Origin of the sequence: Pseudomonas sp. Lz4W, from assembly GCF_000346225.2 — a bacterium.
Lineage (GTDB): Bacteria > Pseudomonadota > Gammaproteobacteria > Pseudomonadales > Pseudomonadaceae > Aquipseudomonas > Aquipseudomonas paraversuta.
The window spans coordinates 3,649,524-3,665,638 of sequence record NZ_CP017432.1; the positions used below are offsets into that span (position 1 = coordinate 3,649,524).

The following is a 16,115-nucleotide window of genomic DNA, read 5'->3' on the forward strand; positions in this document are numbered from 1 at the left end:
AGTTGGGTTTAACGGGGGTTTTTTTATGGGCAACACACCCGCGTCCAGCGCTGGCAAGCCGGCTCCCACAAGGAGGTCACCAGCCCGTTGTCGGAGCCGGCGATTGGCCATAAGCACCCACAACGGTGCATCAGCGCTACAAAATGAATCACTCTGCACACCTCTGCCCGCCAATCCCCTTCAAATATGTTCAACCTGAACACCGACCTCTATGCCCTCTGCCCGCTTTTTTCTGTTTTGACATCTGGCCCGAAACAGGCCCGCTTATTGCTCTAGCCCCAGGGTGCCACTGACCACGGCCCTACCCATTCGAGGCGGAGAAATACAACATGAGTGCACCCGGCGAATTTCCTTTAAGCGAAGCCCCGCGTTCTGCACGCAAGGGGCTGCTATCGATTTCCATGGTGTTGTTCAGCTTCACGTTCTTTACCGGCACCATGTTCGCCGGCGGCAAACTGGGCATGGCGTTCAACTTCGTCGACATGCTGTGGATTGCGGCCATCGGTAACAGCCTGCTGGCCCTGTATGCCGCCGCACTGGCGCTGATTGCCGCCCGCAGCGGCCTGAATACGGTATTGATGGGGCGTTTTTGCTTTGGCGAGGCCGGCAGCCGTCTCTCGGACTTTCTGCTGGGTTTTGCCGAGCTGGGCTGGTTCGCCTGGGGCACGGCCACCGTGGCCATCGTACTGGTGAAAATGCTCGGCCTGGCTGAAGGCTTCACCTGGCCGCTGATGGTGTTTTTCGGGCTGGGTTTCAGCATCACCGCGATTATCGGCTACAGAGGGCTGGACGTGCTGTCGCGGGTCTCGGTGCCGCTGATGTTTGTCCTGTTGATCGTGTCCATGTACATCGCCACCCGCCATGTCGGCGGCTTCAAGGGCCTGGCAGCGGTAATCCCCCACGAAGCAATGACCTTCTCGGCCGCCATCACCATGGTCTTCGGCACGTTCGCCAGCGGCGCGACCCAAGCCACCAACTGGACCCGGCTATCGCGCACCGGGCGGATTGCCGTCATCGCCAGCGTGGTCAGTTTTCTGCTGGGCAATGGCCTGATGATAGTGGCCGGCGCATGGTGCGCCATGGTCTATCAACAGGCCGACATCGTCAGCGTGATGATGCTCCAGGGCCTGTCGTTCGCCGCGGTAGTCATGCTGTGCCTGAACCTTTGGACGATCCAGGGCCCGACCATCTACAACGTGTCGGCGGCAGCCTGCCATCTGGTGCGCAGCGAACGGCGCCGCACCATGACCCTGATCGCCGCTGCCGTCGGCGTGGTGCTGGCCATTGGCGGCATGTATGAAATGCTGATCCCGTTTCTGGTGCTGCTGGGCTCGATCATCCCGCCCATCGGGGGCGTGATCATGGCCGACTTCTGGTATCGCCATCACGGCAAATACCCGACGCTGGCCAGTGTGAAACTGCCGCGCTACAACGTCCCGGGCCTGACCGCCTACGCCTTCGGCGCACTGCTGGCCTACTGCTCACCGTGGATTGCGCCGCTGGTTGGAATTGCCGCTTCCGCCGCGTGCTACATCCTGCTGCTGGAAATCAGCCGCCGGCGTGCCGTGCTGCCCGTCGTGCAGGAGGACATTTGAGCCTCACGGTTGCAGAAATTCTGGGGCTGGCCGGCCTGGAAGAAATGACCCTGCGCGCCGGTGCCTGCAACCTGCAACGCAACGTGCGCTGGCCCTACGTGGCCGAGAACGAAGGCCTGAGGCAATGGGTCATGGGCGGCGAACTGGTGTTCGTCACCGGCATCAACCATCCCCGGGACGAGGCCAACTTGCTGCGTCTGGTGCACGAAGGCGACGCCAGCGGCATTGCCGGGCTGGTGATCCTGACCGGAGATGCCTTTATTCAGCGTATTCCGGACTCGGTCATAGCTCTGTGCGAGGAATACGGTCTGGTGCTGATCGAACAGCCGTACTTGCTGAAGATGGTTATTGTCACGCACCTGATCGGCACGGCGCTGGTACAAATGGGCCAGACCAAGCGTTCACGCCACGACATTCTGGCGCAGTTGCTCAGCGGCGATTATCCGAGCCTGGCCACTGCCCGCCAGCGTGCGGCGCACTTGAAACTGCCTCTGGACGGCCCGCGACGCCTGGTGGCAATGCGGCTGTCGGCGGTCGGCGTGCTGTTCGACAACCATGCCCCGGATGCCGCAGAACGGTTATTGCAACAAACGCGACAGGCCGTACAGGATCATCTGGATATCTGGGCCCGTGCCCTGCCCCGCGCGCTGCCGGTCATCGTCCAGGGGGATCTGTTCATCCTGCTGCTGAACGAGGGCGAAACCATTCGCGCCGAACTGGGCTGCCTGTATCGCGACTTGCATGCCATGATCGGTGACATGGCGCTGTTCATGGGGGTGGCGAGCAAGGCAGAGGATTGCGGCCACTACCATCAGGCGCTGAACGAGGCGCGCCAGGCCCTGGATGTTGCAGAAAATCTGCGCCCGGCCAGCGGTTTCTGTGATTTCAGTGAGCTGGGGGTGCTGCGCCTGTTGCAGGCCATTGGCGAACGCTCGGTGATCGAGGCATTCGTGCAGCAGACCCTGGGTTCCATGATCGAGCCCCGGCGCAAGCAACCCCACAGCCTGCTTGAAACCCTGGACGCCCTGCTCCAGGAAAACGGCAATGCCCTGCAGGCGGCCCGGCGTTTGAACATTCACCGAAACACCATCAACCAACGGATACAACGCATCGAGCAACACAGCGGACAATCGCTCGATGACCCACTTTTCAGAATGAATGCTTCGGTTGCCCTCCTCGTGTGGCGCATGACCGAAGCCCAACGACAGGACCAAGCATGAACATCATCAATGCCACGCTACGTAAAACTCCAGGCCTGTATACGGTCAGCTGCGAGGGCGAGCGCATTAGCGCCATAACCCAGCAGTGCGCCAGTGTGATGGCGCAGGCGGGCGATATCGACGCTCAAGGCCAATTGCTGATCGCGCCCCTGGTGGAACCGCATATCCACCTGGATGCCGCCCTCACGGCGGGCCAGCCCGAGTGGAACCTGAGCGGCACGCTGTTCGAAGGCATCGAACGCTGGGCGCAGCGCAAGGAAACCATCACCCATGAAGACACCAAACAGCGCGCCCACACCACCATCCGCATGCTGGCCGAGCATGGCATTCAGCATGTGCGTACCCATGTCGACGTCACCGACCCGACGCTGGCTGCCCTCAAGGCGATGATCGAGGTCCGTGAAGAAGCCCGGGGGCTGATCGACCTGCAAATCGTCGCCTTCCCCCAGGAAGGAATCGAGTCCTACGCCGGCGGCCGTGAGTTGATGATCCGTGCAGTGGAGATGGGCGCCGATGTGGTCGGCGGCATTCCGCACTTTGAAAACACCCGCGAGCAAGGCGTCAGCTCGATCAAGTTTCTGATGGACCTGGCTGAGCGCAGCGGTTGCCTGGTGGACGTGCACTGCGACGAAACCGACGACCCGCACTCGCGCTTTCTTGAAGTGCTGGCCGAAGAGGCCCGGGTCCGCGGTATGGGCAGCCGGGTAACCGCCAGCCATACCACGGCCATGGGGTCCTACGACAATGCCTATTGCTCGAAACTGTTTCGCCTGCTCAAGGCTTCGGGGATCAATTTCGTTTCGTGCCCGACCGAAAGCATTCACTTGCAAGGGCGCTTTGACAGCTTTCCAAAACGCCGCGGCGTGACCCGCGTGGCCGAACTGGACCGCGCCGGGATGAACGTGTGCCTGGGCCAGGACTCGATCAAGGACCCCTGGTATCCGCTGGGTAACGGCAACATTCTGCGGGTGCTGGATGCGGGTTTGCACATCTGCCACATGATGGGCTTCGAAGACCTGGCACGTTGCCTGGACCTGGTCACCGACAACAGTGCCCGCACCCTCAACCTTGGCGAGGGTTATGGCATCGCCGTCGGCCGGCCGGCGAACCTGGTGATACTGGACGCCGACAGTGATTACGAAGCAGTACGCCGCCAGGCCAAGGCCCGGGTCTCGATCCGTGCCGGCAAAGTGCTGATGACCCGGGTACCGGAGCGGGTTGAATTCAACAGACCCTGAAGCCATTGTGGGAGCTGGCTTGCCAGCGGTACAAACGACGCGGTACAGCTGCAACACCGCACCGCTGCAATCGCCAACAGGCTGGCTCTCACAATCAGTAGCAAGCCCCCTGCTTCAACAACAAAAAGCCCCGGCATTGGCGTGCCGGGGCTTTTTGTCGTGCTGCCCGCTATCAGGTCATCTGAATAATGGTCTGCATGATGGTGCTTTGGGTCGAGATGGTCTTGGCGTTGGCCTGGTAGTTGCTCTGCGCCTTGATCAGGTCCACCAGTTCACTGGTCAGGTTGACGTTGGAGTCTTCCAGCGAGTTGGACTGGATCGCGCCCAGGCTGCCGACCTTCGGCGCATCGTAGCCGGCCAGGCCCGAAGCGAAAGTCTCTTTCCAGGCAGTACCGCCCGCCGGCTGCAGGCCTTGTTCGTTGGTGAAGCTGGCCAGCGAGATCTGGCCAATGGCACGGCTCTGGTTGTTGCTGAAGTTGGCGAACATCACGCCTGAACCATCGATGGTCAGGTTGTTGATCTGGCCGGTAGCGTAGCCGTCCTGGGTTGGCGGGTTGCGCGAGGTGTCGGTGTTGTACTGGGTGGTACTGGCCATGTTGATGCCAAAGCCGTCATCTTTGGCCTTGGCGCCGTTGGACACCCATGCACCATTGACGGTTGCGCCAGGCATCCAGTCCGCGACAGTCAAAGTGCTGCTGATGATGTCCGGGCCTCCGGCAACCGGGTTCGGCGTCGTGACGCTGACCAGGGCACCGGTCGAATCGAAACTCATGGTCGAGGCCACCGGATCTTTGGCGCCGGCGCCGCTGACCGGGCTGCCATCAGGGTTGCGGCCGTCGATCAGGGTGTAGGTCTTCCAGGTGTTGGAACCGGTCTTCACCATGTACTGATCCATCGGGTGCGGGTTGCCCTGGGTATCGTAGACGGTGGTGTTGAATTTTTTGCTGTAGCTGGCGGTCTCGCCCGGGTCGAACTTGTTCACGACCTGATCAATAGTGTCGGCATTGGAGTTCAGGTTGATCGTGGACTCCACCGAGCCGGTCGGCTTGGGCGCCAGGTTGGAAGTATCGATACGCAGGTCGGTCAAGGTGCCGTTGACGATATTGCCGTTGGCATCCACGCCATAGCCCTGCAAGCGCGACGTGCCGTCTGTGCTGGTCACGTAACCGTCCTTGTCGGACTTGAAGGTCCCGGCGCGGGTGTAGCTCAGGGAGCCATTGTCACTGAGCACGAAGAAGCCGCTGCCGGAGATGCCCATGTCCAGCAGGTTGCCGGTGTTATTGATCGCCCCCTGGCCAAAGTTTTGCGAGACCGCCGCCAGGTTGACGCCGCTGCCGACCGTCTTGCTGCCGATCCCCAGCTTGCTGGCCGAGTAGATATCGGCGAACTCGGCACGGGACGCCTTGAAGCCGGTGGTGGCGACGTTGGCGATGTTGTTGCCGGTAACGTCAAGTTGCTTGTTGGCCGCATACAGGCCGCTAAGGCCGATATTGAATGACATGTGTCTCTCCTTGGGTCGGCTTAGAGGCCAATGGTCTGGACTTTGGATATGCCAATGCTGCCCAGGCCTGCGAGGTTGAGCATGATTTCACCGCCGGTCTTACTCAGGGTCACGCTGTTGACCGTGGCTGGCAGGTAGGTGGTGAGCGCGGTAGTGGTCGTGTCGGTTTTACTGGATGCGGTAAAGGTGTAGTTACCCTTGTCCAGCAACAGGCCGTCGTCATCCTTGCCGTCCCAGGTGAAGTCGACATTGCCGGCTTTCTGGGTGCCCATGTCGATGGTCCTGACCACCTCACCGTCCGCATCGGTAATAGTGATGGTGGGTTTGGAATCGGCATCCTTGACCACCACGGTGCCGTTAAACGGCTTGCCGCTGGCGGGGTCGACATAGGCTTCGCCGGTTTGCACTATCACCGAACGGCCCACCAGCGACGACGCCTGCAAGGCTTGCGACGACTGCAGGCCACCCGTGATGGAATTCACCGAATCGTTCAGGGTGGTGATGCCCTCCAGGCTGCTGAACTGCGCCAGCTGGGCAACGAACGCCGTGTTGTCCTGCGGGTCCAGCGGGTTCTGGTTTTTCAGCTGGGTGACCAGCAATTGCAGGAATGCATCCTTGCCCAGGGAGCTACTGCCGGCAACGGCCTTGGACGCCCCGCCCAGGCTGGTGTCGGTGGTCGTGGTCCGGGCCGAGTTGGCGAGTACCTGATTAAGGGTCGGGCCGCTGGTGGAATCGGTCACACTCATTTGCGTCGTCCCTTATCACTGACCGAGGGTCAGGACCTTCTGCATCATGGTTTTGGCGGTGTTCATCATTTCCGCGTTGGTCTGGAACGAACGGCTGGCAGAAATCATGTCAGCCATTTCTTCAACCACATTGACGTTGGGGTAGTACACGTAGCCCTTGGCGTCGGCAGAAGGATGGCTGGGCTCGTAACGGGCCTGGAGCTCGCTCTGGTCCTCGACCACACCCAGCACCTGCACGCCTTTGCCGGCACCGTCCTGGTTCTGGAACAGTGAACCGTCGGTGCCGTTTTGCGCGCCCTGAAACATGGTGGCAAACACCGGGTGCCGCGCGCGGTAAGTCTGGTCGATGCTCGACGACACGGTATCGGCGTTGGCGATGTTACTGGCGACGGTGTTCAGGCGCGTGGTCTGCGCGCTCATGCCACTACCGGCGATATTGAAAACACTGGCTAGAGACATGAATTACTCCCCGCGCAGGGCTGACATCAGCCCTTTGAATTTGCTGTTGAGCAAAGTGAAGCTGGCCTGGAAGTTGACCGCATTCTCTGCGTAGTTCGACTGTTCCAGCTGTGCATCCACCGTGTTCTGGTCAATCGACGGTTGCATCGGCACCCGGTACTGCAGTGACTCGTCGCCACTGCTCAGGCCCTGGGCTTCGATGTGCCGGCCGTTGGTCTTGTTCAACGCAAACGTGCCGTTCTGGTTTTTGTCACTTTGTGCGGCGAGCACGGAGGCAAAATCCAGGTCCCGAGCCTTGTAGTTCGGGGTATCGGCATTGGCGATATTGTTCGCCAGCACTTCGGCCCGCTGTGCGCGGAAGCCCAGGGCCTGTTCGTGGATACCGAGCGCTTTATCGAAGCTGATGCTCATGTCGGGAAACCTTTGTGGGCTGACCTGAACGCAATTCAGGCTTTATATGACATGAACTGAGCAAACCCCGTGCCAATTACCTAAGGCCCATATTTCAGGGCTTTGCAGGGAGATGGGGCGCGGCAATGTCATAAAAGCGGCAATGCCTGACCGCTGACTGCCGTTTTTCTGCCGCCCCCTCCCTGCTCCTGCAGGGAAAGATTGGCAGGCATAAAAAAGGAGCCGTACAAGGGCTCCCGTTTTGCTTACTTGGCCTGGTAAATGATCCCCGGGCTGCATTGCACCATCTGGTAATGATCCGGCAAGCCATTAAGCGCTTCGGAGGCCCCCAAAAACAGGTAGCCGCCCGGCTTCAAGGTGCTGTGAATGCGCAGCAAGATGTCTCTCTTCACTTCAGCCGAAAAATAGATCAGCACGTTGCGACAAAACACGATGTCGAACTTGCCAAACCCGGCGTAGCTGTCCAGCAGGTTGAAGGAGCGGAACTCGACCCGGCTCTTGATTGCCGCTTTGAGCACCCAGCGCCCGGGCCCTTTGGGGTCGAAATAGCGCTGCAAGCGCTCTTGCGACAGACCGCGACCAATCGCCAGGTTGTCGTATTCGCCGGTTCTGCAGGTATTGAGCATCAAGCTGGAGAGGTCGGTGGCCACAATTTGCACCCCGGCTTTCAACTGTCCCGGATTGCTGCGCTCAAACTCGTCAATCGCCATCGACAGCGAGTAGGGTTCCTGCCCCGAAGAGCACGCCGCCGACCAGATACGCAGACGCTGACCGGGACTGGCCTTGATCTGCTCGGGCAGGACTTTGTTCTTCAGTACTTCATAGGGGTAGGTATCGCGAAACCACAGGGTTTCGTTGGTGGTCATGGCATCGACCACCTGCTCGCGCAACCCGCTGCGGGGCTGGCTCTGAATGCGCTGAATCAGCTCGCCCAGGGACTTGATCCCTTGCTGCTCCATCAGCTTGTTGAGACGACTGGAGACCAGGTACTGCTTGTTCTCACCCAGCAAAATGCCACAGGCTTTTTCCAGGAAAACCCGGAACTGTTGAAAATCCAAATTAGCCGTCGACAAATGATCGCGCCTCTTAAATCGTTTTGACCGCCAGGGATGAACCCTGGCTATGGTCTGCTGCTTTGATCCGGTCTACTACCCGGGATGCCAGGTCATCGGGGCGAAACTTGGCCAGGAAGTCATCGGCACCGACTTTCTTGACCATCGCCTGATTAAATACACCGGACAATGAAGTATGCAGAATGATGTGCAAATTTTTCATGCGTGGATCGTTACGAATCTCGGCGGTCAGGGTATAGCCGTCCATTTCCGGCATCTCGATATCCGAAATCATCATCAGAAGCTCTTCGGCCGGGTCCTTGCCCTCACCCGCCATGTTGCGCAGGTAGTCCAGCGCCTGACGGCCGTCGTTCAGCGATATCACCTCGACCCCGACCGTTTGCAGGCAACGGGCAACCTGTTTGCGCGCCACCGACGAATCATCGACCGTCAGCACCCGCAAAGACAGCGCTCTGGCTTGGGTTTCGACATCTACCACCCCCTGGGAAATGGTTTCCGGCGAAGGCGAAACTTCAGCCAGAACCTTTTCCACATCGATGATTTCCACCAGTTGCTCGTCCAGTCGCGTCACAGCCGTCAAGTAATGGTCGCGACCGGCACCCTTGGGTGGCGGATGAATGTCTTCCCAGTTCATGTTGACGATACGCTCGACCGAACGAACCAAAAAGCCCTGGGTCTTGGTGTTGTACTCGGTGATGATGACAAACGGGCTGCTTTGATCTTGCAGGGGACCCGACCCGGTGGCCATTGCCAGATCGAGAATCGGGATGGTCGCCCCGCGAATATTCGCCACTCCACATACCACTGGATGGGATTTGGGGATCATTGTCAGCTTGGGGCATTGCAGCACTTCCCTGACTTTGAACACGTTGATCCCGTACAGCTGTGGCCCGTCCAGACGAAACAACAACAGTTCAAGGCGGTTTTGCCCTACCAGTTGAGTGCGCTGGTTAACCGCATCCATCACCCCGGCCATACTCAGCTCCTGTTAAAACTTTAAGTTACGACACACATTGCCCGGCAAACGGCACGGGCTTTGCTATTTATCTGCCATGAACGCTAAAACGACAAAATCCTGCCACGTGCCGCGCTGCTGTTTCAGCCTGCTTGCGGCCTTGTGCCTGACGGTTATCGGCATGCCGTCCCACGCCGATGAATTCACATCGCCTGATCAGCTTATCGGCGTGACCCAGGGCTTTCTTGAATTTACCGTCGAAGACTACCTTGCCACTGGTCAGATCGAGGGCCGCTATCAAATCCAGGTCAACAACCTCGACCCCCGGCTGCGCCTGGCCTGGTGTGACAAGGAATTGACAGCCAGCCTCGAGAGCCCGGCCCAACCCATGGGCCGCGTCATTGTGCGCGTACGCTGTGAAGGGCTCTCACCCTGGACCATCTTTGTTCCGGCACAGGTCAAACTGTTCCGCGATGTCGTCACCGTGACCCACCCCCTGCAGCGCGGCATGGTCATCGACTACGCCGATGTCACCCTGCGCGAGCGCGATATCAGCCTGATCAAACAGGGCTACCTGACCGCGACCGAGCTGGCAGTGGGGCAAAAGCTGCTGCGGCCCATGGTCACTGATCAGGTGCTGACCCTCACCCATCTGGAGCAGGCTGCGGCCGTGCGTAAAGGCGATCACGTGGTGATCAGCGCACGTAGCGGCACATTAAGTGTCAAGATGCCCGGCGAGGCCCTGTCTGATGGTGGCCTCAGCGAACAGATCCGGGTTAAGAACCTGAACTCCAAGCGCGTCATCCGGGCACGGATTACCGCACCGGGCCAGGTTGAAGTAGCACTCTAGGAAAATTGGCATCAGTTTCGCGACTTTCCTACACTGTGCCTTGACGCAGGTCAGTACCGACAAGCAGTCAGCCATGATTAATCGCGCCTAAAGTTTTCCCGGATTTGGCCGAAAACATGGCAAGCGTCCAAATACCCAGAGGTTTTTCGTCATGGTCATCGACTTTAGCCGTCTCAACAGTGCCCCGCCCTTAAGCGGCAGTACCCGCAGCAATGCCAACCAGGAAGCGGGTAGCGCCACGCAAGCGGCCCCTGCAAAAAAACCTGAACAAACCAGTGTCAGCGCCCCAAGCGGTGAATCTGTGCACCTCAGTCAAGAAGCTCAACAGTTGCAGAAAATCAGTGACTCGTTGCGTGACCAACCGGTGGTCGATAAAAATCGGGTTGCCGAATTGAAGCAAGCCATTGCCGATGGCAGTTATAAAGTCGACAGCAATCGGGTTGCCGGCAAACTGCTGAATATAGAAGCTGAGCGCTAGGCCCACGGCCAGTGCCAGGCTTTTGGACGCTTAACACCCATGAGCCCGACATGCACAACATCCACGATGAAAATTTGCTGCAACTGATCAATGACGATCTGGCACCGGCCGAGCAACTGCTCGGCCTGTTGCAGGACGAGTCCATTGCCCTCAAAAGCCGCGACATGCGGGTGCTGGAAAATATTCTGGCGCGTAAACAGTCGCTGATCATCCTGCTTGAACAGCATGGCCGCCGACGCAGCGAGATACTGGCAAGCCTGGGCTTGACCACCAACCGCCGCGGCCTCGAAAGCCTTGCCAGCCACTCCAGCGTGGGCGAGCAATTGCTGACACAGAGCGATCTGCTGAACCAGTTGCTGGCCCGGTGCCAGGCAGCCAACCTGCTAAACGGCCAATCGATCCAGACGCAACAGGCGATCACCGCCAATCAGTTGCGCATCCTGCACGGCGGCGAAGCGCCTTCGCTGTATGACGCCCGCGGCTCGACCTCAATGCTGGATAAACCCCGCGCTTACAGCCAGGCCTGAACCTGCACGGTCACGCTATCTAGACACGCAACACAATGGCAAAATGCCACCCCCCTGCGTGTTGCTGTTTATTGTCCGGAGACCGCTGAACCGTGTTCGATTCCCAAGATGCTCCGCAGCCACCCAAGGTGCTTTCCACACCTTTGGAAGTGGCCTCCAGCCTGCGCATGCTGCAAGAGAGCCATGACCCGCTGATTATTACGTTCCAGGACCGCATCCAGCGCTTCCAGAGCTATGTGGTCGAAGTGGATCGTGAGGGCAACTCCATGGCCCTGGACGAAATGATCCCCCGTGACGGCGAGCGTTTTCTTCAGGACGGCGTACCGTTTCGAGTTGAAGGTTTCCATGAAGGCGTACGCATCGCCTGGGAATGCACCAGCCGCCTGACCATTGACGACGCCCATGACCACCGCTGCTACCGCACCGCCCTGCCGGGCGAAGTGCTGTACCACCAGCGGCGCAACGCATTTCGCGCGGCGCTCAAACTGGCCAATCTGGTGAATGTCGATGTGGCGGGCGAAAAGCTCAAGGCGCCGCTCAAGGGCAAGCTGCTTGATGTATCGGCCACGGGCTGCAAATTGCGCTTCGAAGGCAATATCGGCGAGAGCATGCAGCTGGGCCAGGTGTATGAGCGCTTCAGTGCCGCCCTGCCCTTCGGCGCCATGACAACGGCCGTGGAGTTGCGCTACCTGCATTTTGAAGAGCGCCTCAACGTCACCTTTGCGGGCCTGCGGTTTCACAACATCAGCGGGGCTGTGCAGCGTCAGGTCGAGCGTTTTGTCTATCAACTGCAGCGCGAAGCGCGCCAGTTCGATAAAGACGACTACTGATAAGCCTGTAAAAAAGAAATAAACCTGTAGGAGCGAGCTTGCTCGCGAGCTCTTCAAAGAGAGATCAAAAGCTCGCCCCTACAGTCAGTTCGCTCCTGCCTTCAGGGCTCAGGCCTGGTTTCAGGTTCTGAATGCCCGGTTTCAGGCTCGGGTTCAGGCTCCGGCGCGATGTTGTCCACCATCTGATCCTGCACCACCTGCTCATCCACCCGCGGGTCAAGCGCTGCCACCAGCGGTGAGCTGGACATGCTGTCAGGCATGGCAACGTGATGCAGAGGCGCATCGTCGACCTGGTGCAGGTTGGTGACCGCATTCGGCCGTATGCGCCAAACCAGCAGTAACCCCGCAACGCTGAAAAACGCGTAGAGCATATGGCTGCCAAACAGTTTCATCAGCACCCCGGTCACCAGAGGGCCGATGCTCGCGCCAATGCCGTAGGTCACCAGCAGCATGGCGGTCAGCGAAACCCGGCGCTCGCCTTCAATGTGGTCGTTGGCAAACGCCACAGCCAGCGGGTAAATACAGAACTGCACCAGCGCACTCAGGCAACCTGCTGCAAACAACACTTGCAGCGGCACTGAAGGCAGGATTGCCAGCGGCAATGAAACCACCGCCAGGATCAAGGCAAAGATCCGGATCAGCAAAGGCCGGTCATAACGGTCCGACAGCCAGCCCAGCGGCCACTGCACCAGCAGGCCGGCGAAAATGCAGCAGCCCATATACAGGCCGACCAGTTCGGTGGACAGCCCTTGCTGCGACGCATACAGCGGCGCCAGGCCGTAAAAGGAGCCGACCAGCGAGCCGGCGCCCAGTACCGCAATCAATGACTGCGGTACCCGTTTCATAAAAAATTTCGGGTCCATCGGTGCCGGGTGCAGCGGCGCCGGGTGAATCCGCCGGGTCATGGCCACGGGCACCAGGCACAGGGCAAAACACAACGCCACCAGCATCAGCAATTCAGGGCCCAGGGCCGGATGAATCACCAGTACAAGCTGGCCGAGTACCAGACCCAGGTAGGAAGCGATCATGTACAGACTGAACACCACCCCACGCTGCTTGGCATCAGCCTGCTCGTTGAGCCAGCTTTCGATGACCATGTACTGGCACATCATGCCCAGACCGACGATCACCCGCAGCAGCAACCATATCGGCAACCAGTCCGTCAGGCCGTGGCACAGTACTGCTGCCCCGACGATACCGGCGCAGGTGGCATAGGCCCGGATATGACCGACACGGGCAATCAGCCGGTGACCGATCTTGCCGCCCAGCACCAGACCAAAATAGTTGGCCGCCATCAATGCGCCGATCCACAAGCCGTCGACATCGTCGGCAGCCAGGCGCAGGGCAAGATAGGTGCTCAAAAGCCCCGAGCCGATCAACATCATCAGCGAAGCAAAATACAGGGCGCGAAAAGACTTCCAGATTTGGTGCATGGCGTTCCGTGCAGCTCCGTGTGCGGGCCGCCGGCAATCCTTCGATAGCCGGCGGCCACAGTGTCAAACGCTCATGCCAAGTGGCAGGCGCTTGAACGATTAAGCCTGAGCCGCCAATACACGACGCTCCCAGGGGGTGATTTCATCATAGAAGCTGGTGAGTTCCAGGGTCTTGGACGCAATGTAACCTTCGATGAACTCCTTACCGAACAGTTCAATCGCCAAGTGACTGCGTTTGAGACGCTCAAGGGCGGCATGCAAGGTACATGGCAGGGACAAAGAATCCGGCACTTCGAATTCACCCTGGATCGCAGCCGTCGGCTCCAGCTCGTTTTCAATCCCGTACAGGCCCGCCGCAAGGCTCGCGGCAATCGCCAGATAGGGGTTGGCGTCTGCCCCCGGCAAGCGGTTTTCGACCCGCCGGGCGACCGGTGAACTGGCCGGAATCCGCAACCCTGCGGCACGGTTGTCATGGGACCAGCAGGCATTGTTCGGCGATGCATAAGGGTGGCACAGGCGCTGATAGGAGTTGACGTTCGGCGCAAACAGCGCCGTAAAGTCAGCCATGCCCGCCTGTTGTCCGCCGATAAAATGACGGAAGGTAGCGGTCGGCTGCCCCGCCTCATCGCTGAACACATTACGTCCGCTGCCCAGTTCCACCACACTTTGGTGAATATGCATCGAGCTGCCGGCCGTGTGCGCCAGGGGCTTGGCCATGCACACCACGGTCAGGCCATGTTTGAGTGCGACTTCTTTAAGCAGGTGCTTGAACAAAAAGGTCTGGTCGGCCAGCAGCAGCGGATCGCCATGCAGCAGGTTGATCTCGAACTGGCTGACGCCCATTTCGTGCATGAAGGTGTCACGGGGCAAGCCCAGTGCCGCCATGCACTCATAGACTTCATTGAAGAACGGCCGCAGACCGTTATTGGAACTGATGCTGAACGCCGAAAAACCGTCTTCGCGACGACCGTCCAGACCCACCGGCGGACGGAACGGCTGGGTCGGATCGGGGTTGGGCGCGAACACAAAGAACTCAAGCTCTGTCGCCACCACCGGCGCCAGGCCGCGAGCGGCATAACGGGCGATGACCGCCTTCAACTGGCCACGGGTCGACAAACGCGAGCTTTCACCGCTGAATTCATCCGCGTCGCAAATGGCCAGCGCCCGGGGTTGCTGGCTCCAGGGCAAGGGATAGATGTGGGCCGGGTCAGGCACCAGTGCCAGATCGCCATCATCGCTGCCGTAAAAGCGCGCCTCGGGATAACCGCCCATGATGCATTGCAGCAACACCCCCCGGGCCATTTGCAAACGCCGCCCTTCGAGGAACCCCGCTGCAGTCATTACCTTGCCCCGGGGAACGCCGTTCAAATCGGCAGTCACACATTCAATCTCGTCAATGCCGGTCAATCGCTGTGCGAGAGAGCGCTGGTCATCGGTCGTCATGACACTTTCCTTGTTGTGGTACGGGCCGCGAACGGCAATCCGTACAAAATACGCACCACCCGTTCGGGATTTCAAGCAGTCGCCGAACAATTCCTGGAATACCCTCGTAGTCGCTGCCGAGGAACGAGGGCTGCGATAAGGGCCCCAGGCCTTCAGATGTTCAGCTCGCTGAATCTGCCCTCGCAGTCTTTGTTCCTTGGCAGCGACGACGTAGAGCGTGATAGCGCGAAAAAACGCCGATACCTATGCAACGGCAACACAAGCCATTAGGGTGGCGATTCTATTTTTCTTCGCAGTGCCCGGCATGCCTAAAGACGACACTCACTTGATCACCGCCCACGACGTCGCGCGCCATGCCGGAGTCTCCCGCTCAGCGGTTTCACGCACCTTCACCCCGGGCGCCAGCGTGTCGCCGCTTACCCGCGACAAGGTCATGGCTGCGGCCCGGGCCCTGGGTTACCAGGTCAATCTGATCGCCCGCACCATGAACAAGGGCTACAGCAATTTCGTCGGCGTGGTCACCGCAGGTTTTGAAAGCCCGTTTCGGGCCAGCCTGCTCAGTCCGATCACCGAGGCGCTGAACAAACAGGGGTTGATGCCACTGTTGATGAACGCCGATGACCCGCGGCAACTCGAACAGTCACTGCACGAACTGCTCAGCTACCAGATTGCCGGGGTGATTCTGACCTCGGCATCACCGCCGCTGTCGGTGGTTCAGCATTACCTGAAACACCAGATCCCGGTGGCCATGATCAACCGCGGACACGAACTGGAAGGCGCCGAGGTAATCGGCAGCGACAACCGCGGCGGCGGCCGCCTGGCAGCGGCCACCCTGCTCGCGGGTGGCGCCAGACGCCTGGCCTTCATCGGCCAGGGGCAAAACAACTTCAGTAGCCGCGAACGCTGGGAAGGCTTTCGCGACCGGCTCGCCGAAGCGGGCCTGAGCCCGGTCGCGGTTCTGGATGCAGCGCCCAGCTATGACGGCGGACTTGGCGCCGTACAACAATTGTTCAGCGGCCGCGAGCGACCGGACGCCCTGTTCTGTGCCACCGACATGCTGGCCCTGGGCGCGCTGGACGGGCTGCGTTACAAGTTGCAGTTATCGGTGCCGAACGACGTGCAAGTCATAGGTTTCGACGATATTCCCCAGGCTGCGCACCTGGCCTACAACCTCACCACCCTGCGCCAGAACAGCAGTGAACTGGCAAAAAGCGCGGTAGCCGCAATTGTCGCCCGTCGCAAAAATTTTCAGCACTGTGGCCTGCACGGCTCTATTGCGGTGTCTCTGGTTCGTCGCGGCAGTACAGTGGAATAATTGTTTTATTTTTATGTTGAATTGAATTTTTGTTTCGTGTT

The 16,115-nt window shown here is 59.5% G+C and carries 16 protein-coding genes; 8 read left to right on the plus strand and 8 right to left on the minus strand.

The genetic code is table 11. From position 1 onward, the window contains the following. The first annotated feature begins 329 nt into the window (after positions 1–329). Genes codB through codA form a run of 3 tightly spaced genes read left to right on the plus strand, consistent with a single transcriptional unit; the run spans position 330 to position 4,053 of the window. Complete coding sequence (gene codB, locus B195_RS16665; RefSeq protein ID WP_003441082.1) at positions 330–1,595, plus strand: cytosine permease; 1,266 nt, start codon at positions 330–332, stop codon at positions 1,593–1,595. Continuing rightward, entirely contained in the window at positions 1,592–2,815 is a 1,224-nt protein-coding gene (locus B195_RS16670) for a PucR family transcriptional regulator (RefSeq protein ID WP_003441067.1), read from the plus strand. Before codB ends, B195_RS16670 begins: the two co-directional genes overlap by 4 nt. Then, positions 2,812–4,053 (plus strand): cytosine deaminase, encoded by a 1,242-nt coding sequence (codA, locus tag B195_RS16675; protein ID WP_003441064.1) that lies wholly within the window; start codon positions 2,812–2,814, stop codon positions 4,051–4,053. The genes B195_RS16670 and codA overlap by 4 nt, the downstream gene beginning before the upstream one ends. Before the next feature lie 172 nt (positions 4,054–4,225). Here codA and flgE read toward each other — a convergent pair whose 3' ends face one another. The 6 genes from flgE to B195_RS16705 all read right to left on the minus strand — a co-directional run bounded on the left by flgE (position 4,226) and on the right by B195_RS16705 (position 9,219). Continuing rightward, complete coding sequence (gene flgE / locus B195_RS16680; protein WP_003441061.1) at positions 4,226–5,554, minus strand: flagellar hook protein FlgE; 1,329 nt, start codon at positions 5,552–5,554, stop codon at positions 4,226–4,228. Between the two features lie 20 nt (positions 5,555–5,574). After that, positions 5,575–6,300 (minus strand): flagellar hook assembly protein FlgD, encoded by a 726-nt coding sequence (gene flgD, locus B195_RS16685; protein ID WP_003441059.1) that lies wholly within the window; start codon positions 6,298–6,300, stop codon positions 5,575–5,577. Between the two features lie 15 nt (positions 6,301–6,315). Beyond that, positions 6,316–6,759: a flagellar basal body rod protein FlgC gene (flgC, locus tag B195_RS16690; protein ID WP_003441056.1), complete on the minus strand. Its 444-nt coding sequence runs from the start codon at positions 6,757–6,759 to the stop codon at positions 6,316–6,318. Positions 6,760–6,762: 3 nt separating this feature from the next. After that, complete coding sequence (gene flgB, locus B195_RS16695; RefSeq protein WP_003441054.1) at positions 6,763–7,170, minus strand: flagellar basal body rod protein FlgB; 408 nt, start codon at positions 7,168–7,170, stop codon at positions 6,763–6,765. Positions 7,171–7,415: 245 nt separating this feature from the next. Then, positions 7,416–8,243, minus strand: a complete 828-nt coding sequence (gene cheR / locus B195_RS16700) for a protein-glutamate O-methyltransferase CheR (protein ID WP_003441051.1) — start codon at positions 8,241–8,243, stop codon at positions 7,416–7,418. A 13-nt stretch (positions 8,244–8,256) separates the two neighbouring features. Further along, positions 8,257–9,219 carry a chemotaxis protein CheV gene (locus B195_RS16705; protein ID WP_003441049.1) on the minus strand — a complete coding sequence of 321 codons (963 nt, stop codon included), beginning with the start codon at positions 9,217–9,219 and terminating at the stop codon, positions 8,257–8,259. Positions 9,220–9,379: 160 nt separating this feature from the next. On the opposite strand from B195_RS16705, the gene flgA reads away from it, so the two are divergent. The 4 genes from flgA (at position 9,380) to B195_RS16725 (ending at position 11,883) form a co-directional block, all read left to right on the plus strand. Then, a complete protein-coding gene (gene flgA / locus B195_RS16710; protein ID WP_235972521.1) occupies positions 9,380–10,048 on the plus strand; it encodes a flagellar basal body P-ring formation chaperone FlgA in 669 nt (222 codons plus the stop codon). A 151-nt stretch (positions 10,049–10,199) separates the two neighbouring features. Further along, a complete protein-coding gene (flgM, locus tag B195_RS16715) occupies positions 10,200–10,526 on the plus strand; it encodes a flagellar biosynthesis anti-sigma factor FlgM (RefSeq protein WP_003441043.1) in 327 nt (108 codons plus the stop codon). 59 nt (positions 10,527–10,585) lie between these two features. After that, positions 10,586–11,053, plus strand: coding sequence for a flagella synthesis protein FlgN (locus B195_RS16720; protein ID WP_029612370.1), 468 nt, complete (start codon positions 10,586–10,588; stop codon positions 11,051–11,053). A gap of 92 nt (positions 11,054–11,145) precedes the next feature. Beyond that, on the plus strand, positions 11,146–11,883 hold the full coding sequence (locus B195_RS16725) for a flagellar brake protein (protein WP_003441037.1): 738 nt from the start codon (positions 11,146–11,148) through the stop codon (positions 11,881–11,883). Between the two features lie 101 nt (positions 11,884–11,984). Here B195_RS16725 and B195_RS16730 read toward each other — a convergent pair whose 3' ends face one another. Next, a complete protein-coding gene (locus B195_RS16730) occupies positions 11,985–13,316 on the minus strand; it encodes an MFS transporter (protein WP_003441035.1) in 1,332 nt (443 codons plus the stop codon). Positions 13,317–13,415: 99 nt separating this feature from the next. Continuing rightward, positions 13,416–14,657: a glutamine synthetase family protein gene (locus tag B195_RS16735; RefSeq protein WP_177412990.1), complete on the minus strand. Its 1,242-nt coding sequence runs from the start codon at positions 14,655–14,657 to the stop codon at positions 13,416–13,418. A gap of 406 nt (positions 14,658–15,063) precedes the next feature. Between B195_RS16735 and B195_RS16740 the strand changes: the two genes are divergently transcribed. Beyond that, positions 15,064–16,074, plus strand: a complete 1,011-nt coding sequence (locus tag B195_RS16740) for a LacI family DNA-binding transcriptional regulator (protein ID WP_010655882.1) — start codon at positions 15,064–15,066, stop codon at positions 16,072–16,074. The last annotated feature ends 41 nt before the right edge of the window (positions 16,075–16,115 follow it).